Genomic DNA, 18,585 nt, shown 5'->3' on the forward strand with positions numbered 1-18,585 from the left:
CTTTGTACTCACCCTCTCGGGCTTTCCTCCGGGCTTTCCCTTCGGTATTTCGTGTTCCGACTCTATCAGACCGTTTCCGGTTCCGATTTCCTCGGCGCTTTCCGGGAATTCACTTTCGTGTCTTTCCCTTCCGGCGGGTTCAAACTCTACCAGGTCTTTTCCGGCTTCCCGACCGAGGCGTTCGCAGACATGCGGAACCAGAGTCGAGGTTAAGATCAGGACTTGATAGGCGCTGCCGACCGTCCGACTCAGAGTCGCGTTGGGGTCAGACAGGAGTACGACAGTACAGGTCACCGGGAGTCGAGGCAAATCGTTTCCGGTGCGTCCTAGGTCCGCCAACCGGCTCGTCTCGTGCGGAACCGGGACTTCATATGACTTACGCTTCTGAACAGTACGCCGTCCAGGACAGGTAGTGACGGCGACACATGAATCTCCACCCCTGGGAGGCTCCCCCCATGACTAACGTGACGTCCCCCCTTACCGGACGCGCCATCGGACTCGCCGCAGTCCCCGACCCCGTGTTCTCCGGCGCGATGGTCGGCCCCGGCACCGCCATCGACCCCGTGCGCGAGCCCTCCGCGGCCGTGTCCCCGGTCGACGGTGTCGTCGTCTCCCTGCACCCGCACGCTTTCGTCGTCGTGGACGACGAGGGTCACGGTGTGCTGACGCACCTCGGTATCGACACCGTTCAGCTCAACGGCGAAGGCTTCGAGCTGCTCGTGAACAAGGGTGACACCGTCACGCGCGGCCAGGAGGTCGTGCGCTGGGACCCGGCCGCCGTCGAGGCCGCGGGCAAGTCCCCGATCTGCCCGGTCGTGGCCCTTGAGGCCACTGCCGAGTCCCTCTCCGGCGTCCTCGAAGACGACGACGTGAAGACCGGCGACACGCTCTTCAGCTGGCAGTGACGTCGGCGCCGTCACTGGACGGCCGGTCGGACAACCATCGCGGCGGAGACCGCCGCACAATCGGAGACGGGTGAGATGGAGACAACGCTGCGAGGCGTCGGCGTGAGCCACGGTGTGGCGATCGGCGAAGTTCGGCACATGGGTACGGCGGTGCTGGAGCCGCCGGCCAAGCAGATTCCCACGGAGGAGGCCGAGCGCGAACAGGGGCGCGCGCGGCAGGCCGTGGAAGCTGTGGCGGCCGACCTCATTGCACGCGGCAATCTGGCCGGTGGCGAGGCACAGCACGTGCTTGAGGCCCAGGCGATGATCGCCCAGGATCCGGAGCTCATGGTCGACGTCGACCGCCGCGTCGCCGTCGGCAGCACCGCGGAGCGCGCGGTGTACGACGCGTTCTCGCACTACCGGGAGCTGCTCGCCGGCGCCGGCGAGTACATGGCCGGGCGGGTCGCCGACCTGGACGACGTACGGAACCGGATCGTGGCGCGGCTGCTCGGGGTGCCCATGCCCGGCGTGCCCGACAGCGACGAGCCGTACGTGCTGATCGCGCGGGACCTCGCGCCCGCGGACACCGCGCTGCTCGACCCCGCGCTGGTCCTCGGGTTCGTGACCGAGGAGGGCGGGCCGACCAGCCACAGCGCCATCCTCGCCCGCGCCCTGGGCGTGCCCGCCGTGGTGGCCCTGCCCGGTGCCGGTGAGCTGGCCGAGGGCACGGTCATCGCCGTGGACGGCAGCACCGGCGAGATCTTCGTCGACCCGAGCGACGAGAAGCGCGCGGAGCTGGAGAGCGCGGCCGCCGCGCGCAAGGCCGCGCTGTCGGCCTCGACCGGGCCCGGCGCGACCTCGGACGGTCACAAGGTGCCGCTGCTCGCGAACGTCGGTGGTCCGGGCGACGTGCCCGCCGCCGTCGAGGCCGGGGCCGAGGGCGTCGGGCTGTTCCGTACCGAGTTCCTGTTCCTGGACGACAGCAAGCAGGCGCCGTCCGAGGAGAAGCAGGTCGAGGCGTACCGCAAGGTCCTCGAAGCGTTCCCCGAGGGACGCGTCGTGGTGCGTGTGCTGGACGCCGGGGCCGACAAGCCGCTGGACTTCCTGACGCCGACCGACGAGCCGAACCCGGCGCTCGGTGTGCGCGGGCTGCGCTCGCTGCTCGACCACCCCGACGTGCTGCGCACGCAGCTGACCGCGCTGGCGAAGGCGGCCGAAGGGCTGCCCGTCTACCTCGAGGTCATGGCGCCGATGGTGGCGGACCGTACCGACGCCAAGGCGTTCGCCGACGCGTGCCGTGAGGCGGGGCTCCGGGCGAAGTTCGGCGCGATGGTGGAGATTCCGTCCGCCGCGCTGCGCGCCCGGTCGATCCTCCAGGAGGTCGAGTTCCTTTCGCTGGGGACCAACGACCTGGCGCAGTACACCTTCGCCGCCGACCGTCAGGTCGGTGCGGTGTCGCGGCTCCAGGACCCGTGGCAGCCCGCGCTGCTCGACCTGGTGGCGCTGTCCGCCGAGGCCGCCAAGGCCGAGGGCAAGAGCTGCGGCGTGTGCGGCGAGGCCGCGTCCGACCCGCTGCTGGCCTGTGTGCTGACGGGTCTGGGCGTCACCTCCCTGTCCATGGGTGCGGCTTCGATTCCCTATGTGCGCGCGACGCTGGCGAAGTACACGCTGGCGCAGTGCGAGCGGGCCGCCGCCGCGGCTCGGGCCGCGGACACCGCGGAAGAGGCGCGCAATGCCGCACAGGCGGTGCTGTCCGGCGAGTGAGCGGACGGCAGCGCCGCTGAAGGCGCTCTGTTGAGTCGGGCCGAAGGGGCTTCCCGTGTGAGCGGGGAGCCCCTTCGGTCGTTGTGCGGTCGGCGGGTCAGTGGTGGGGAGCGGAGGCGTCGGGGCCCAGGTCGAAGCCCGCGCGGTAGTCGACGCCCGGTTCGGGTGAGACGGGCTCGCCGGTCTCCGCGTCGGTGCAGTAGGCGTTGAAGACCTCGGCCGCCGTGAGGGGGATGACGCTTCCCCCGCGGAGCTTCCAGCCGTGGAGCCGGTCCGGGACGTCTTCCCCGCTCGTCCGCAGGACCACTCCCCCGGGGCTTTCGAGGGCGATGCCCGCCGCGAGGACGGTCACGAACTCGGTGCCGTGGGTGGCGTCGAACGCGGCCGGTCCCTCCGGCGCGGGGGAGGTGGCGTGGAGGGTCGCCAGGAGGTGGTTGTCCTCGGCGGGGACGCTGCACACGAGGTGGTGGATGCCCGGTCCGGCTTCCTCCAGGAGCTTCACCAGGATCCGGGACGCCCGGTCGAAAGCGGTGCGGCCGATGTCCTGGCCGCATTCGGCGCATTCGCCCCGGTCGACGAGGACCATCGTGGCGTACTCCCAGGTCGCCTGGCGGACCGCCGTACCGATGAGCAGGGGCAGCAGGCTGGTGAGGGGTTGCCCCGTGTAGAGGACGGAGGCTCCGCGGGCGGCGATCTCGGCGGTGAAGTGGCTGCGGCTGTCCGGGCTGTCGGGGTCGAGGGCCGTGTCGGCGCAGAACTCCTCGTACTCCTCCGGGTCGAAGAGGGCCACGCTGGTGCGGACGCCCTGGGCCGTCAGTGCTCTGAGCAGGCCCTCGACCTGCTGGAGATAGACGTCGTGGTCGGTGAAGGTGAACGTGCGGTACCGCCGCATGGCCGCGAAGTCCTTCGCGTCGGCCAGCAGGCCGACCGTGCTCGGCGCTTCGCGGCGCAGGATGCGTCGCATGGTGTCTGCCATGGTTCCCCCTGGTGTGCTGCGTGCGCGGTGATCGGCACGCTGCGATCAATGCTCACTCAGAGTAACGACGGGCACTGACAACGGGGGCTTCGTCAGGCGGTCGCGGACCAGTCGGTGCTGGGCGGCGCAGGTGGCGGCCAGGGCGGCTCCGACCACCGTCCACCCGAGCGGACCTGCGGCGATGACCGCTGCGACGACGAGCGGGCCCGCGCTGCGCTGGGCGGAGACGGCCAGTCCGTGGACGCCGAGGTAGGCGCCCTGGGCGGTGTCGGGGGCGAGGGCCACGGAGAGTTCCCAGGAGATCGTGGCGTGGACGATCTCCGCGAGGGTGAGGGCGACGGCGGCCGTGGCGAGGGCCGCGATCGCGGTCTTGCTGCCGCCCGCGGTGGAGAGGGACAGCGCGAGCGCGCCGACGACGAACGCCAGTGCCAGCGGGGCGAGGAGCCTGCGGGCGGCACTGGTCGTGGTGCCGAAGCGGGCGATGGGGATCTGGAGGGCCACCACCATCACGTTGTTGAGGACGAGGAGTGCCGGGGCCAGGCCGTGCGGGGCGTCGGTGGCGTGGGCGATCCAGAGCGGCAGGCCGACCATGAAGATCGCGTCGTCGAGGAAGAGGATCGTTTCGGTGGCGGTGTAGAGGAGGTAGGTGCGGTCGCGCCAGGGGTTGGCTGGGCGGACGGGGGTGGTTTCGCCGTGGGAGCCGGTGACGATGCGGGAGGGGGACGGAGGTTCGCCGCAGCGGAGGGTGAGGAGTGCGGCGGTGAGGGAGGTGAGGGCGTTGCCGATGAGGAGGCTCTGGTAGGCGGTGGTGGTGCCGATGCCCAGGGCGACGGCGGCGGCGAGGCCGCCGATGGCGAAGCCGGTGTTGCCCACGGTGCGGCTCAGGGCCTGGTAGCGCACGCGGTCGGGGCCGGCGGCGCGGGTGGCGTAGAGCTTGGTGAGGACGTTGGCCGCGCGGTCGCCGAGGCTGGCGAGGGCCGCGAAGACGAGGAGTGCGGCGTAGTGGTCGGTGGTGAGCAGGGCCAGGCTGCCGGCCGCGCGCAGGATTTGGGCGGCGGTGAGGACGCGGGCGACGGGGAGGCGGTCGGCGATGCGGCCCGCGAGGGGTGCGCCCACGACGCCGATGCCGGCGGAGAGCGCCATGAGGGAGCCCACCTGGGCGATGGAAAGGCCGGTGACGTAGGTGAAGTAGAGGGCGGCCGTGGCGGTCCACAGGCCGTTGCCCGTCTTGTCGACGAAGGTGATGCGGAGCATGCGCCGCCCGTCGACTCCGCCCGGGATGCGGTCCTTCAGTGGTGCCCGGCGCTGCTGCTGGCTCACCCGTTCCCCCTTGACTGGATTTTTGTATCGGTACATAATTGTTTACGTGGCAGCACAATATTCGATCACTGGTACGTCCGCCAAGGGCATTGCCGTTTCCGTCGAGCGCGCCGTCGCCGAGGGCGGCCTGGCGCCGGGGGACGCGCTGCCCCCGGTGCGACGGCTCGCCGACGAGCTCGGCGTCAGTCCCGGCACGGTCGCGACCGCCTACAAGGAACTGCGGCAGCGCGGTGTCGTGGTGACGCGTGGGCGGGGCGGGACGGTCGTCGCGTCCGCGCCTTCGGTGGCCTCTCGGCGGCCGCCCCGGGTGCCGACCGGGCTGCGGGACCTCGCGGGCGGGCATCCGGATCCGGCGCTCCTGCCCGAGCTGCCCGTGCCGGGGCGCGTCTCGCCCGCCACGGGGTCGCTCCGCGCCTCCCCCAGGCTGGCCGAGCTGGAGGAGCTGTCGCGGGCGTGGTTCGACAGGGACGGGGTGCCCGCCGAGCACGTGTCCTTCGCGCACGGGGCGCTCGACTGCGTGGCGCGGCTGCTGTCCGTGGAGCTGAAGCCGGGTGACATGGTGGCGGTGGAGGATCCGGGGTTCCACCACCTCCTGGACCTGGTGCCCGCGTTGGGGTTGCGGATGGCGCCGGTCGCCGTGGACGGATCGGGGATCACTCCCGCGTCGCTGCGGACCGCCCTGCGCGCGGGCGCGCGTGCCCTGGTGTGCAGCCCCCGTGCGCAGGTCCCGACAGGGGCGCATTTCTCCGCGGAGCGCCGGGACGAACTGGTGGAGGTGCTGCGGGAGCACCCGGACGTCCTGGTGGTGGAGGACGACCACAACGCGGACATCTCGGGGGTCGGCTCAAACTCGCTGACGGCCTGCGGTCTTGAGCGGTGGGCGCATGTGCGGACCGCCTCCAAATACCTGGGCGTCGACCTGCGGTGGGCCGCTCTGGCGTGCGACGCGCGGACCCTGGCCCGGCACGACGGGCGGTTGCTGCTCACCTCGGGGTGGGTGAGCCACGTCCTCCAGGGGACGGTGGCGCGGATGATGTCCGACCCGGCGACCGGGGAGCTGGTGGCGCTGGCCGGGCGGCTCTACGGCGAGCGGCGGGCGGCGTTCCTCGCGGAGCTCGCAGGGCACGGGATCGCCGGGTCGGGCGCCAGCGGGATGAACGTGTGGGTGCCCGTACGGGACGAGTCGGCCGTGGTCAACGGGTTGCGGTCGCGCGGGTGGTGGGTCGCGGCGGGGGCGCGCTTCCGCATCGGCGCGCCGCCCGGGGTGCGGATCACCACCGCCGCCCTGAAGGAGGCGGACGGTGCCCGGCTGGCCTCGGACTTCGCCGAGGTGCTGGGCGAGTCCGAGGCCACGTACGGCGGGTGACCGTACGGCGGGGCAGGAGGGCGGCTACTTGCGGGTGCGGGCCAGCTCCTCGTAGAACCGGAGCAGGTCGAGGTTGTCGACGGAGCCCGGGTTGACCGCCTTGTCGAGGGCCGTGCCCTGGAGGAGGCGCTTGACCGGGACCTCGATGCGCTTGCCCGTGAGGGTGTGGGGGACGCCGGGTACCTCGATGATGTCGTCGGGGACGTGGCGCGGGGAGAGCTCGGAGCGGATGGTCGCCGCGATCCTCTTGCGCAGCGCGTCGTCGAGGGTCGCGCCGTCCGCGAGGTGCACGAAGAGCGGCATCCAGTAGCCGCCGTCCGGTTCCTCCAGACCGATGACGAGGGACTCCTTGATCTCGGGCAGCCGCTCCACGGCCTCGTAGATGTCCGCCGAGCCCATCCGTACGCCCTGGCGGTTGAGGGTGGAGTCGGAGCGGCCGTGGATCACGACGGAGCCGTGGTCGGTGATGGTGATCCAGTCGCCGTGCCGCCAGACGCCCGGGTACGCCTCGAAGTAGCTGCCCAGGTAGCGGCTGCCGTCGGGGTCGTTCCAGAAGTGGATCGGCATGGACGGCATGGGGTTGGTGACGACCAGTTCGCCGACCTCGCCGATCAGCGGCTTGCCCTGCGGGTCCCAGGACTGGAGGTCCGTGCCCAGGCACGCCGCCTGGAGCTCCCCGATGTGCACGGGGAGGGTGGGGACCGCGCCGGCGAAGCAGCTGCACACGTCGGTGCCGCCGCTGACCGAGGCGATCCAGACGCCCTCCCCCACCTCGTCGTGGAGCCAGCGGAAGCCGTCAGGAGGGAGCGGGGAGCCGGTCGTCGCCACGCACTTGACCTTGGAGAGGTCGTAGTCGCGGGCCGGGTGGACGTCGGCCTTGCGGCAGGCCATGACGTACGCGGCGGACGTGCCGTACAGGGTGGCGCCGGTCAGTTCGGCGATCTGCCACTGGGCACCGGTGTGCGGGTGGCCTGGGCTGCCGTCGTACAGCACGACCGTGGTGCCGGTGAGCAGGCCGGAGACGAGGAAGTTCCACATCATCCAGCCGGTCGAGGTGAACCAGAAGAAGCGGTCGTCGGGGCCGAGGTCGCAGTGCAGGCCGAGCTGTTTGAAGTGCTCGACCAGGATGCCGCCCTGGGACTGGACGATGGCCTTGGGCAGCCCTGTGGTGCCGGAGGAGTACAGCACCCACAGCGGGTGGTCGAAGGGCACCTGTTCGAAGGCGGGCTCGGTGTCGGACGCGGTGAGCGCCGACCATTCCAGGGCACCCTCCGGAGCGTCCGTGCCCAGCAGGGGGATGTGGACGACGGCCCGGAGGGTGGGGAGTTCGCGGCGCAGCTGTTCGACGGTCTCCCTGCGGTCGTGCTCCTTGCCTCCGTAGCGGTAGCCGTCGACGGTGAACAGGACGACCGGTTCGACCTGTTGGAAGCGGTCCAGGACGGAGCGGGCGCCGAAGTCGGGGGCGCAGGAGGTCCACACGGCGCCCACGGCCGCGGTGGCCAGGAGCGCGGTGACGGCCTGCGGGATGTTGGGGAGGTAGCCGCTGACCCGGTCGCCGGGGCGGACGCCCAGTGCGCGCAGTTCGGCCGCTAGGGAGCCGACCTGACGGCGGAGTTCGGCCCAGCTGGTGGGGGCGGGCTCGTGGCTCTCGTCGACGTGCAGCAGGGCCGGGGTGTCGGCCCGTTCCGGGTCGAGGGCCGTGCGCAGCGCGTGCTCCGCGTAGTTGAGGGTCGCGCCGGGGAACCACTGTGCGCCCGGCATCGAGCGGTCGCCGATGACCGAGGTGTACGGCGTGGAGAAGCGGACGTCGAACCAGTCGGTGATCGCCTGCCAGAACGTGTCGAGCTCCGCGACCGACCAGCGGTGCAGCGCCTCGTACCCGCCGTCCGCCGGGGCGCCGTAGCGCTCGGCCGCCCAGCTCTGGAAGCGGGTGACCGCGGCCTGCGCGACGCGCTCCGGGTCCGGCTGCCAGAGGGGCGCTGTGTTCGCGGGTTCGTTCGAGGTCATGGGTCGGCTCCCGGCTGTACGGCGTGACGCTTCGTGTGCGCGTCGCGCACACGGGCGAGGGGTGTGCGCGTGTGGCGACTGACAGGGACTGTGCCATGTGATCGTCCCTCGCACCAGGGTTCGCCGCCCATGGCCGGAGCGCCCGGCGTGTGGTCCCGCCACGGGTGAACGGCAGTTGAACGGGGCCCGGCGTCACCTCTTCGAGTGGCAGGGTGAGCTGCATGGACGGTCATGACCTGGTGCGCTCGATGAAGATGGTCGGTACGGCACAGGGGCTGCGCGCCGCGCGCGCGGCCTGGCGGCGGCGCCGCACGGACGCCCGGGGGCTGCCCGCGCGGGGTGCGGAGCGGGCCCGTGTGCCGGGATCGGTGACGGGTGCCGAGCCGCTGCCGGGTGGCGGTGTGCTGCGGTTCGCCCGCTCATCGCTGCGGGTGTGCGTCACGGTGGGTGGCGCGGTGTTCTGGGGTTGGGACGGTGCGGCGCCCGGCCCTTCGTACGCGTTGGACGGTGCCACGCCCGAGCCCGATCCCCGGGCCCTGTTGGAGCCGGACAAGGACGGCGGCTGGCGGGTGGTGGCCGAGCGCCTGACCGTCGAGGTGTCGCGGCACGGCGGGATCGAGGTGCGCACGCCGGGCGGTGTCGTGCTGCGCCGGGAACTGCCGCCCCGCTGGTGGGAGTGCGCGGCGAGCGGGTCCGCGGCCGACCGGGGCGCCGCGCGGTGGGTGCAGCGCAGTGAGGTCCCGGCGGACGCGCGGTTCTTCGGGCTCGGCGGGCGGGCGGACGGGCCCCGGCTGCGCGACGGTTCGTACCGGCTGTGGAACACCGATCCGGGCGGCCGGTTCGGGCCGGGGGACGACCCGCTGTACATCACCATGCCCGTGCAGCTGGTGGTCTCGGACGCGGGCACGCACCTGGCGTTCTACGACAACTCCTGGGACGGGCGGGTGGTGCTGCGGGAGGGCGAGGAGGGCGCGGGCTCCGGGCACGACAGGCCGGGCCTGAGCGAGGTGCGGATGGACGGGGGCCCGCTGCGCTGCTGGGTGGTGACCGGGACGCCCGCGCGCGTGCTGCAGGGCTGGACGGCGCTGACCGGGGCGCCGGCCCTGCCGCCTTCCTGGGCCCTGGGGCCGCAGCACGCGCGCTGGGGGTTCGGGAGCGAGCGGGAGGTCCGGCGGATCGTCGCGGGCTACCGGGAGCGCGGGCTGCCGCTGTCGGCCGTGCACCTGGACATCGACCACTTCGACGGGCACCGGGTGTTCACCGTCGACCGCGAAAGGTTCCCCTCGCTGCCCGCGACGGCCGACGAGCTGCGGAAGGACGGGGTGCGGCTGGTGTCGATCGTGGACCCGGCGGTGAAGGCCGAGCCGGGCAACGCGGTGTACGACAGCGGGTCGGCGATCGGGGCGTTCGTGCGGGACGACCGGGGGCGGGAGGTGGAGGGCGTGGTCTGGCCGGGCGAGTGCGTCTTCCCCGACTTCACCGACCCTTCGGTGCGGGAGTGGTGGGGGCGGCTGTACCGGGAACGGCTCGCGCAGGGCTTCTCCGGGGTGTGGCACGACATGAACGAACCGGTGGCGTTCACCCCGCTCGGGGATCCCACGCTCCCCCGGTCCGCGCGGCACGCGCTGGAAGGGCGCGGCGGTGACCACAGGGAGGCGCACAACGTGTACGGGCTGGCGATGGCCAGGGCAGGCTACGAGGGGCTGCGGCGGCTGCGGCCCGACGAGCGGCCCTTCCTGTTCTCGCGCTCCGGTTGGGCGGGGATGCAGCGGTACGGGGGCACCTGGTCGGGCGACGTGGCGACCGGCTGGCCGGGGCTGCGCGCCTCGCTGGCGCTGGTGCTGGGGCTCGGACTGTGCGGGGTGCCGTACTCGGGCCCCGATGTGGGCGGGTTCGACGGGAGCCCGTCGCCCGAGCTGTACACGCGGTGGTTCCAACTGGGCGCCCACCTTCCGCTGTTCCGTACGCACGCGGCGGTCGGCGCGGGGCGGCGGGAGCCCTGGGAGTTCGGCCCCGAGGTGCTGGCGCACGCGAAGGCGGCGCTGGACGAGCGGGAGCGGCTGCGGCCGTACTTCGTGACCCTCGCCCATCTCGCCCGGCTGACCGGCGCGCCCTATGCGCGGCCGGTGTGGTGGGGCTCCCCCGACGAGCGGGCGCTGCGCGACTGCGAGGACGCCTTCCTGTTGGGCGACGCGCTGTTGGTGGCGCCGGTACTGGAGGCGGGGACGGACCGGAGGGCGGTGCGGTTGCCGCGCGGACGGTGGTACGACACGGCGACCGGCGAGGCGTACGAGGGGCCGGGGCAAGTGCTGGTGGACGCGCCGCTCTCGCGGATCCCTGTTCTGGCGCGGGCCGGTGCGGTGATTCCGGTGCACGGTGACGACGGCGGGCTCGAACTGGAGGTATGGGCCCCCGCGGTGGGGCGTACCGGGAGCGGGCTCTTGGTGCGCGACGCGGGGGACGGGTGGGAGCAGGCGCAGGTGGAGCGGTTCACGAGCAGGGTGGAGGGCGACCGGGTCGTGGTGGAACGGCTCGTCGACGGCGGGGCGAACGGGGCGGTTACGGGCGGCGGGGTGGGTGGCCCTGTCGGCGGCGCGGCGGGGACGGGCGGTGCGGGAGCGGGCCGTGCGGTGGATCCGGGGATTCCCGTGCGGGTGCGGGGCGGTGGCGCGTAGCGGGTCGCGCGTCTCCCGCCAGGGACGCTCGCGTCTCCCGTCAGAGGCGCTGTGGCGTGCCGGACAGGGGGTCAACGGGCCGACACGTAGCGGCCGTCGAACCAGGCCCGTACCGCGTCCGTGTGCAGCGGGAAGGCCAGGGCGTCCGGTGCGTGCAGGACGTGCCAGCCGGACGTCTCGTCCGTGGGGGCGGACGGCGGGAGGTCCGAGCGGCGCCGCTCGGGCAGCAGGCCGAACAGCAGCAGGTGCCCGTCCGGGGAGCTGGCCGCGTCCGCGAGGGCGACGTCGGAGGGTTCGGCTCCGATGCCGGTCTCCTCGCGCAGTTCGCGCACGACGGCGCGGCGCCAGTCCTCCGTTCGGTCGATGTATCCGCCGGGCAGGGCGGTGCCGCCCTTGTGCGGTTCGATGGTGCGGGTGATGACCACCAGGCCGGTGCGTCCGTCGTCGGTGACGGGCTGGAGGGCGACGGCGACCGGCAGCGGGTTGCGGTACGCGGTGGAGCCGCAGGCGTCGCAGGTACGGGGCCAGGAGACCGCCGAGGGGCCGTAGGGCGCTCCGCAGTCGGCGCAGTGGGAATCCTTGGGCACGCGCGGACTGTAGCGGACCTCGGCGGGCGGCGGGGGCCCTTTGGGGCGGGCAGCGTCCTTCCCCGCGGGCCGCCCTGCTGATAGACGGTGCCCCATGACCCGATTCCCTTCCGCGCTCCGCGCCCTCGCCGCATCCGCCGTCGCTCTCGTCGCCGTCGCCGCGGCCACGCCGCCCGCGCAGGCGAAGCCCGAGCCCAAGGCCCCGAAGGAGTTCGTGGCACTGAGCTCCGTCGACCCCACGATCGTCCAGGAGATGCGCTACACCACCGCGCACAACTTCCTGGGCGAGCGCGTGGACGGCTACCGGCAGCCGCTGTGCATCCTCACCAGGCCAGCGGCACGGGCGCTGCACAAGGCGCAGGCGCGGCTGCTGCGCCAGGGGTACTCACTGAAGGTGTACGACTGCTACCGGCCGCAGCGCGCCGTCGACCACTTCGTGCGGTGGGCGAAGGACCTCGACGACCAGGCCATGAAGGGCGAGTTCTATCCGCGGGTCGACAAGGCGCGGCTCTTCGAGGACGGCTACATCGCGGAGAAGTCCGGGCACAGCCGGGGCAGTACGGTCGACCTGACCGTGGTGAGGCTCCCCGCCCTGCCGACCCGTCCCCACCGTCCCGGCGAGCCTCTCGTGCCGTGCTACGCCCCGCAGTCCGAACGGTTCCCCGACAACTCCCTCGACATGGGCACCGGGTTCGACTGCTTCGACACGCTGTCGCACACCGAGGACCCGAGGATCGGCGGGAAGCAGCGCGCCAACCGCCGGCTCCTCAAGACCGCCCTGACCGACCAGGGGTTCGTGAACCTCGCCGAGGAGTGGTGGCACTACACGTACAAGCCGGAGCTGTTCCCCGACACGTACTTCGACTTCCCCGTGGCGCGGCGCTCCGTCGCCGGACACTGATCCGGCCGAACGCCGACCGCCCCGCCGTCCGGCGAACCGGAGGGCGGGGCGGTCGTGGTGCGGAACGGACGTCCGGGGCCACCCCCGTGGGTCCCGGGCGCCCGTTCCCCCTCTCTGACGCGACACGACCGCATACGGTTCTCCGCTCACCGCTCCGTTCCCCCAGTGACACCGGACCGTTACGTTCGCGGTATGACAGAGCGGACCTCCACTTCGAACTTCACCTCCTACGAGGAGTTCTGGCCGTACTACGTCGCGATGCACTCCAGGGCGGCGACGCGCTGGGCGCACCTGGCGGGAACCCTCACCGGGCTCGCGGTGTCGGCCTACGGGCTGGCGCGCGGACGCAAGCGGTACGCGGTCGCGCTGCCGCTCATCGGTTACGGCACCGCCTGGCCCGCGCACTTCCTGATCGAGGGGAACAACCCGGCGACCTTCGGGCACCCCGCGTGGTCGCTCAGGGGCGACGTGCGGATGATCCGGACGATGCTGGCCGGGCGGGACGCGGAGCTGGCCGAGATCGCGGCCAAGTGGCTGGCGGCGAACCGCTGACGCGGGCCCGCCCGCCCCTGCCCCCTGACGCGGGCTCCCCTCCCGTGGCACACTTCTGACGTTCCGTCAGATCCGAGGGTCGGGAGGGGCCTTGGTGCGCAAGCGAACACCTGTGGTGGAGGGCTGGTTCACCGGGGAACCGGACGGGGCGCGTGGAACCGGCGGCGCCTTCCGGCTGCTCGGTACGCGCTGCACCGCCTGTTCCTCGGTCTTCTTCCCGCGCGAGGACGACTTCTGCCGCAACCCCGGCTGCGCGGGCGACGAGCTCGTCGAGGTGCCGCTCTCCCGGCGCGGGACCGTGTGGTCGTACACCGACGGCCGGTACCGCCCTCCCCCGCCGTACGTCTCGGACCCGGACGTCTCCTGGCAGCCGTACACCCTGGTCGCCGTCGAGCTGGCGGCCGAGCGGATGGTGGTGCTCGGCCAGGCGGCCCCCGGCATCTCCACCGCCGACCTGTCGGTGGGCATGGCGGTCGAGCTGGTGCCCGGCGTGCTGAACGAGGACGGGGAGACGGTCTGGACGACCTGGCACTGGCGCCCCGTGGGGACGGCGCGGTGAGCGGCGGCGAGAGGGACGTGGCGGTGCTGGGCGCCGGGATGCACCCGTGGGGCAAGTGGGGGCGCGGCTTCGTCGCGTACGGCACGGCGGCGGCGCGCGCCGCCCTGCGGGACGCCGGGGTGGACTGGCGGGACGTGGACTCCGTGGTCGGCGCCGACACCGTGCGCGGGGGCTATCCGGGGTACGTGGCGGGGGCGACGTTCGCACGGGCGCTCGGCTGGCAGGGCGCGCGCGTCACCAGTGTGTACGCCGCCTGCGCGTCGGGCGCACAGGCCATCGGCACGGCCCGCGCACAGATACTCGCCGGGCTCGCGGACGTGGTCCTGGTGGTGGGCGCGGACGCGGCGCCCAAGGGGTTCTTCGCGCCCGCGGGCGGTGAGCGGCCCGACGACCCGGACTGGCTGCGCTTCCGGCTGCTCGGGGCGACCAATCCGGCGTACTTCGGACTGTACGCACGGCGGCGCATGGCGCTGTACGGGGACACCGTCGAGGACTTCGCCCTGGTGAAGGTGAAGAACGCGGCGGCGGGCGCCCTCAATCCGTACGCGCGCTACCGCAGGGCGGTGACCGCGGAGGAGGTCGCCGCGTCCGCCGTGGTCGCCGATCCGCTGCGGCTGCTGGACATCTGCGCCACGTCCGACGGGGGCGCGGCCCTGGTCCTGTCCAGCATGGAGTACGCCAGGCGGCACGGGACGGCCGATCCGGTCCGCGTCCGCGCCGTCTCGACTGTCACGCCCGCCTACCCGAGGACCGTGCTGGACCTGCCGGACATCGCCACCGACTCCGCGGCGGCCGTCGAGCCCGCGACCGGCTCCTTCCGGGCGTCGATCGCCCGCGCGGCGTACGAGGAGGCGGGCGTCAGCCCCGACGAGCTGTCGCTCGCCGAGGTGTACGACCTGTCCACCGCGCTGGAGCTGGAGTGGTACGAGGACATCGGGCTGTGCGGCGCGGGAGAGGGCGCCAAGCTCGTGCGGGAGGGCGTGACGGCGCTCGGCGGGCGCGTGCCGGTGAACCCGAGCGGCGGGCTCGCCTCGTTCGGGGAGGCCGTGCCCGCCCAGGCCATCGCCCAGGTCTGCGAGCTGACCCGGCAGCTGCGGGGCGAGGCCGGGGAGCGCCAGGTACCGGGGGCCCGGGTCGGGATCACCGCGAACCAGGGACTGTTCGGCCACGGATCCGCCGTGCTGGCGCTGCGCTGACCCGTGCCGCACAGTTGCCGATCACTACCGGTGCGGCGCTGAACTGCGGCTGCTGTCAGTGACCTTGACGCTCCATCAGTGCCGGTGAACACTGCCTCGTCACGGACGCGCGGGCGGGGTGCGGCCCTTCGGCTTCTTCGTGCTCCCTGCCCTTCGCCCCGTAGCCGTGGAAGCCGCAGCCCGGTCAAGGAGCCGCCATGAGCAATGGAGAGATCTTCACCGGCGAAGTCATGGGAACCGCGATCCTGATCCTGTTCGGCGCGGGCGTCTGCGCCGCCGTCACCCTGAACTTCTCCAAGGCCAAGGCCGCCGGCTGGGTCGTGATCGCGTTCGGCTGGGGCTTCGGCGTCCTGGCCGGCGCGTACACCGCGGCCCCGCTCTCCGGCGGGCACCTCAACCCGGCGGTGACCCTGGGGATCGCCGTCGACAGCGGGGAGTGGGCGGACGTCCCGCTGTACGTCGCGGGGCAGCTGGTCGGCGCGGTCCTCGGAGCCGTACTCGCCTACCTGGTCTACTTCGCGCAGTTCCGGGCCAACTCCGACGCCAAGAGCGCGCAGCCCACCCTCGGAATCTTCTCCACGGCTCCGGAGGTCCGCGATCCGGTGGCCAACCTGATGACCGAGATCATCGCCACCGTCGCGCTGGTCCTGCCCCTGCTCGCCATCGGCAGGACCAAGGGGCTCGGCATGGGACAGATCCCCGGCGAAAAACTCGGCATCTATGGTTCGGGGCTGTCCGTACTGCTCGTGTCGCTGCTGGTCGTAGGGATCGGTCTTTCGCTCGGCGGGCCGACCGGCTACGCCATCAACCCGGCGCGCGACCTGGGCCCGCGCATCGCCCACGCGCTGCTGCCCATCCCCAACAAGGGCACGTCCGACTGGGGGTACGCCTGGATTCCCGTGGCCGGTCCCGTCATCGGCGGCCTGCTGGGCGGGCTCGTCTTCCACGTCGCCTTCTGAGTCGCCCTCCAGAGCAGGGGGGGCCGCCCCTTCCGCACCGTCCGACAGCCTCACGATCCAAGGGGACGCCATGTCCGACAAGTTCGTCGCCGCAATCGACCAGGGCACCACGTCCAGCCGCTGCATCATCTTCAACCAGCACGGCGCGATCGTCGCCGTCGACCAGCGCGAGCACCGGCAGATCTTCCCCAAGCCGGGCTGGGTGGAGCACGACGCCACCGAGATCTGGGCCAAGGTGCAGGCCGTGGTGGCGGGCGCCGTCGCCAAGGCCGGGCTGCGCGCGGACCAGCTCAGCGCCCTCGGCATCACCAACCAGCGCGAGACGACCGTGCTGTGGGACAGGGCCACGGGCAAGCCCGTGCACAACGCGATCGTCTGGCAGGACACCCGGACCTCGGCCCTCTGCCACGAACTGGGCGCCACGGACGGCCAGGACCGCTTCCGGGACGCCACCGGGCTCCCGCTCGCCAGCTACTTCTCGGGGCCCAAGGCCGCCTGGCTGCTGGACAACGTACCCGGGCTGAGGAACCGGGCCGAGCGGGGCGAGATCGCCTTCGGGACCGTCGACTCCTGGCTGATCTGGAACCTCACCGGAGGCACGGCGGGCGGTGTGCACGTCACCGACGTGACCAACGCGTCCCGCACGATGCTGATGAACCTGTCGACCCTGGACTGGGACGCGGACATCCTGGCCGCGATGGACGTGCCGCGCGCCGTGCTCCCCGGGATCAGGTCGTCCGCCGAGGTGTACGGCACGGCCGTCGGGCAGTTGGCCGGGGTGCCGGTGGCGTCCGCGCTGGGCGACCAGCAGGCGGCGGTCTTCGGACAGGCCTGCTACGACACCGGCACGGCGAAGAACACGTACGGCACCGGGAGCTTCCTGCTGCTCAACACCGGCACCAGGCCCGTGCCGTCGAAGAGCGGGCTGATCACGACGGTCGGCTACAAGATCGGCGACCAGGCGCCGGTCTACTGCCTGGAGGGTTCGATCGCCATCACCGGCGCCCTGGTGCAGTGGTTCCGCGACCAGCTCGGCATCATCCGCAGCGCCGACGAGATCGAGGTACTGGCGGCGAGCGTGGAGGACAACGGCGGCGCCTACGTGGTGCCGGCGTTCTCCGGGCTCTACGCCCCGTACTGGCGCTCCGACGCGCGCGGCGTCATCACCGGCCTGACCAGGTACGTCACCAAGGCGCACCTGGCGCGGGCCGTGCTGGAGGCGACCAGTTGGCAGACCCGCGAGGTCGTGGACGCGATGTACCAGGACTCGGGGGTGCGGATCAGCACGCTGAAGGTGGACGGCGGGATGACCGCCAACGGGCTGCTGATGCAGCACCAGGCCGACGTGCTGGGCGTGCCGGTCATCCGGCCCAAGGTGTCGGAGACGACCTGTCTGGGCGCCGCGTACGCCGCCGGGCTCGCCACCGGCGTGTGGACGGACCTCGACGAGCTGAAGTCGCACTGGCAGCGCGACGTGGAGTGGGCGCCGCGCATGGCGGCGGAGACGCGGGAGCGGGAGTACCACAACTGGCGCAAGGCGGTGGAGCGCAGCTTCGGGTGGCACGAGGAGGACGGGCAGTAGTGCGGAGCACGGGCCCGTAGGCGCGGGCCCGTAGGGACGGGCATCGGGCCGCAGGACGGTGGGGCGCGGCAACCCCGCGCTCATGTCCTGCGGCCCGTTCAAACATCGCGGCCCGTTCGAGCATCGCGGCCGTTCAATCGCCGCGGCCCGGCCCGTTCAGGCGTTCCGGCGAATCCCAGGCGTTCCGGCGCGTCTCAGGTGACGGCGGGCTCCCTGATCCGGTCCGCGCGGATCAGGGCGTGCTCGACCACGGCCACCAGGACGTCCTTGACGGAGTCCCGTTCGCGCGCGTCGCACATCATCAGCGGCACCTCGGGGTCGAGGTCGAGCGCCGCCCGCACCGTGTCGGAGGGGAAGCGGTCCGCGCCCTCGAAGCAGTTGACCGCGACGGTGAACGGGATCTCCCGCTGTTCGAAGTAGTCGATGGCGGCGAAGGAGTCCGACAGCCTGCGGGTGTCGGCGAGCACGACGGCGCCCAGCGCACCCTGCGCCAGCTCGTCCCAGAGGAACCAGAAGCGGTTCTGGCCCGGCGTGCCGAAGAGGTAGAGCACCAGGTCCTCGCGGAGCGTGATGCGCCCGAAGTCCATGGCGACGGTGGTCGTCCGCTTGGCCTCGACCCCCTCGGTGTCGTCGACCGGACGACCCGCCTCGCTCAGGGTCTCCTCCGTGCGCAGCGGCCTGATCTCGCTGACCGCGCCCACCAGGGTCGTCTTGCCCACTCCGAAGCCACCCGCGACCAGGATCTTCAGCGTCACCGGCTCGATCGGCCGGTGCTGCTGCGCCTGCTTGCGGCTAGAGCGCCCGAAGGCCATTGATCACCTCACGGAGAATGTTCACGTCCGGCAGTTCGGCCGGCGGAACGGGGCGGGTCACGTGGACGAGTTCGTCCTCGACGAGATCGCCGACCAGGACCCGTACCACTCCTACGGGCAGGTCGAGCCCTGCGGCGAGTTCGGCGATCGACTGCGGTGTGGCGCTGCAGAGTTCGACGATCTCCACGTGTTCGGGCGAAAGGGACTGGTCCCGGCCCGGGTCGTCGGCCGCCGGTTCGGGCACGACCAGGGCGATCAGGTCGAGACGGTGGCGGGTCGCACTGCTGGTGCGTCCCCTTGTCATCGCGTACGGGCGGACCACGGGGCCCGCTTCGGCGTCGAACCAGTGGTCGGGGTCCTGCTGGCCGTATCCCACGTCCGCCCCCGCGTCCTGGCCCCGTCCCCGGCCCGAGTCCCGCCCCTGCCCGTCGCTCACCTTCAT

General features: G+C 72.4%; 17 protein-coding genes. 11 read left to right on the plus strand and 6 right to left on the minus strand.

Annotation, left to right across the window (positions count from 1 at the left end):
• From ACIBNE_RS25870 to ptsP, 3 genes are all read left to right on the plus strand, one after another.
• Positions 1-213, plus strand: a 213-nt coding sequence (locus ACIBNE_RS25870; RefSeq protein WP_399275455.1) for a hypothetical protein, incomplete at its 5' end; no start/stop codon positions are given.
• A 242-nt stretch (positions 214-455) separates the two neighbouring features.
• A complete protein-coding gene (locus ACIBNE_RS25875; RefSeq protein WP_399275457.1) occupies positions 456-905 on the plus strand; it encodes a PTS glucose transporter subunit IIA in 450 nt (149 codons plus the stop codon).
• 75 nt (positions 906-980) lie between these two features.
• Positions 981-2,651: a phosphoenolpyruvate--protein phosphotransferase gene (gene ptsP, locus ACIBNE_RS25880; RefSeq protein WP_399275459.1), complete on the plus strand. Its 1,671-nt coding sequence runs from the start codon at positions 981-983 to the stop codon at positions 2,649-2,651.
• 97 nt (positions 2,652-2,748) lie between these two features.
• On the opposite strand, the gene ACIBNE_RS25885 is transcribed toward ptsP, so the two are convergent.
• Together ACIBNE_RS25885 and ACIBNE_RS25890 are read right to left on the minus strand one after the other, a co-directional pair.
• A complete protein-coding gene (locus ACIBNE_RS25885) occupies positions 2,749-3,627 on the minus strand; it encodes a hypothetical protein (RefSeq protein ID WP_399275461.1) in 879 nt (292 codons plus the stop codon).
• A 45-nt stretch (positions 3,628-3,672) separates the two neighbouring features.
• The gene (locus tag ACIBNE_RS25890) at positions 3,673-4,947 is read right to left on the minus strand and encodes an MFS transporter (RefSeq protein ID WP_399275463.1); all 1,275 of its coding nucleotides are present in this window, start codon (positions 4,945-4,947) and stop codon (positions 3,673-3,675) included.
• A gap of 46 nt (positions 4,948-4,993) precedes the next feature.
• Between ACIBNE_RS25890 and ACIBNE_RS25895 the strand changes: the two genes are divergently transcribed.
• Complete coding sequence (locus tag ACIBNE_RS25895; RefSeq protein WP_399275465.1) at positions 4,994-6,313, plus strand: aminotransferase class I/II-fold pyridoxal phosphate-dependent enzyme; 1,320 nt, start codon at positions 4,994-4,996, stop codon at positions 6,311-6,313.
• A gap of 24 nt (positions 6,314-6,337) precedes the next feature.
• On the opposite strand, the gene ACIBNE_RS25900 is transcribed toward ACIBNE_RS25895, so the two are convergent.
• On the minus strand, positions 6,338-8,320 hold the full coding sequence (locus ACIBNE_RS25900; protein WP_399275467.1) for an acetoacetate--CoA ligase: 1,983 nt from the start codon (positions 8,318-8,320) through the stop codon (positions 6,338-6,340).
• A 221-nt stretch (positions 8,321-8,541) separates the two neighbouring features.
• Here ACIBNE_RS25900 and ACIBNE_RS25905 point away from each other — a divergent pair, with 221 nt between their 5' ends.
• Positions 8,542-10,995 (plus strand): glycoside hydrolase family 31 protein, encoded by a 2,454-nt coding sequence (locus tag ACIBNE_RS25905; protein WP_399275469.1) that lies wholly within the window; start codon positions 8,542-8,544, stop codon positions 10,993-10,995.
• Positions 10,996-11,066: 71 nt separating this feature from the next.
• Here ACIBNE_RS25905 and ACIBNE_RS25910 read toward each other — a convergent pair whose 3' ends face one another.
• The gene (locus tag ACIBNE_RS25910; RefSeq protein ID WP_399275471.1) at positions 11,067-11,582 is read right to left on the minus strand and encodes an NUDIX domain-containing protein; all 516 of its coding nucleotides are present in this window, start codon (positions 11,580-11,582) and stop codon (positions 11,067-11,069) included.
• A 94-nt stretch (positions 11,583-11,676) separates the two neighbouring features.
• On the opposite strand from ACIBNE_RS25910, the gene ACIBNE_RS25915 reads away from it, so the two are divergent.
• The 6 genes from ACIBNE_RS25915 to glpK all read left to right on the plus strand — a co-directional run bounded on the left by ACIBNE_RS25915 (position 11,677) and on the right by glpK (position 17,331).
• Positions 11,677-12,483 (plus strand): M15 family metallopeptidase, encoded by an 807-nt coding sequence (locus ACIBNE_RS25915; protein WP_399275473.1) that lies wholly within the window; start codon positions 11,677-11,679, stop codon positions 12,481-12,483.
• A 192-nt stretch (positions 12,484-12,675) separates the two neighbouring features.
• The gene (locus ACIBNE_RS25920; protein ID WP_399275475.1) at positions 12,676-13,035 is read left to right on the plus strand and encodes an Mpo1-like protein; all 360 of its coding nucleotides are present in this window, start codon (positions 12,676-12,678) and stop codon (positions 13,033-13,035) included.
• A gap of 112 nt (positions 13,036-13,147) precedes the next feature.
• Complete coding sequence (locus ACIBNE_RS25925; RefSeq protein WP_399276284.1) at positions 13,148-13,594, plus strand: Zn-ribbon domain-containing OB-fold protein; 447 nt, start codon at positions 13,148-13,150, stop codon at positions 13,592-13,594.
• The gene (locus tag ACIBNE_RS25930; RefSeq protein ID WP_399275477.1) at positions 13,591-14,790 is read left to right on the plus strand and encodes a lipid-transfer protein; all 1,200 of its coding nucleotides are present in this window, start codon (positions 13,591-13,593) and stop codon (positions 14,788-14,790) included. The genes ACIBNE_RS25925 and ACIBNE_RS25930 overlap by 4 nt, the downstream gene beginning before the upstream one ends.
• Before the next feature lie 197 nt (positions 14,791-14,987).
• A complete protein-coding gene (locus ACIBNE_RS25935) occupies positions 14,988-15,749 on the plus strand; it encodes an MIP/aquaporin family protein (RefSeq protein ID WP_399275479.1) in 762 nt (253 codons plus the stop codon).
• Positions 15,750-15,819: 70 nt separating this feature from the next.
• Complete coding sequence (gene glpK, locus ACIBNE_RS25940; protein ID WP_399275481.1) at positions 15,820-17,331, plus strand: glycerol kinase GlpK; 1,512 nt, start codon at positions 15,820-15,822, stop codon at positions 17,329-17,331.
• A gap of 194 nt (positions 17,332-17,525) precedes the next feature.
• Here the strand turns inward: glpK and ACIBNE_RS25945 are convergent, their stop codons facing one another.
• Positions 17,526-18,143 carry a GTP-binding protein gene (locus tag ACIBNE_RS25945; RefSeq protein ID WP_399275483.1) on the minus strand — a complete coding sequence of 206 codons (618 nt, stop codon included), beginning with the start codon at positions 18,141-18,143 and terminating at the stop codon, positions 17,526-17,528.
• A complete protein-coding gene (locus ACIBNE_RS25950; RefSeq protein WP_399275485.1) occupies positions 18,124-18,585 on the minus strand; it encodes a DUF742 domain-containing protein in 462 nt (153 codons plus the stop codon). Before ACIBNE_RS25950 ends, ACIBNE_RS25945 begins: the two co-directional genes overlap by 20 nt.

Origin of the sequence: Streptomyces sp. NPDC050504 (assembly GCF_044458065.1) — a bacterium.
In the GTDB taxonomy this organism is placed as follows: Bacteria; Actinomycetota; Actinomycetes; order Streptomycetales; family Streptomycetaceae; genus Streptomyces.

Bases quoted from the DNA above. Each gene is read 5' to 3' on its own strand.
- ACIBNE_RS25915 (WP_399275473.1), top strand. From the start codon at position 11,677: ATGACCCGATTCCCTTCCGCGCTCCGCGCCCTCGCCGCATCCGCCGTC.
- glpK (WP_399275481.1), top strand. From the start codon at position 15,820: ATGTCCGACAAGTTCGTCGCCGCAATCGACCAGGGCACCACGTCCAGC.
- ACIBNE_RS25875 (WP_399275457.1), top strand. From the start codon at position 456: ATGACTAACGTGACGTCCCCCCTTACCGGACGCGCCATCGGACTCGCC.
- ACIBNE_RS25885 (WP_399275461.1), bottom strand. From the start codon at position 3,627: ATGGCAGACACCATGCGACGCATCCTGCGCCGCGAAGCGCCGAGCACG.
- ptsP (WP_399275459.1), top strand. From the start codon at position 981: ATGGAGACAACGCTGCGAGGCGTCGGCGTGAGCCACGGTGTGGCGATC.
- ACIBNE_RS25905 (WP_399275469.1), top strand. From the start codon at position 8,542: ATGGACGGTCATGACCTGGTGCGCTCGATGAAGATGGTCGGTACGGCA.
- ACIBNE_RS25945 (WP_399275483.1), bottom strand. From the start codon at position 18,143: ATGGCCTTCGGGCGCTCTAGCCGCAAGCAGGCGCAGCAGCACCGGCCG.
- ACIBNE_RS25920 (WP_399275475.1), top strand. From the start codon at position 12,676: ATGACAGAGCGGACCTCCACTTCGAACTTCACCTCCTACGAGGAGTTC.
- ACIBNE_RS25900 (WP_399275467.1), bottom strand. From the start codon at position 8,320: ATGACCTCGAACGAACCCGCGAACACAGCGCCCCTCTGGCAGCCGGAC.
- ACIBNE_RS25935 (WP_399275479.1), top strand. From the start codon at position 14,988: ATGAGCAATGGAGAGATCTTCACCGGCGAAGTCATGGGAACCGCGATC.
- ACIBNE_RS25950 (WP_399275485.1), bottom strand. From the start codon at position 18,585: ATGAAGGTGAGCGACGGGCAGGGGCGGGACTCGGGCCGGGGACGGGGC.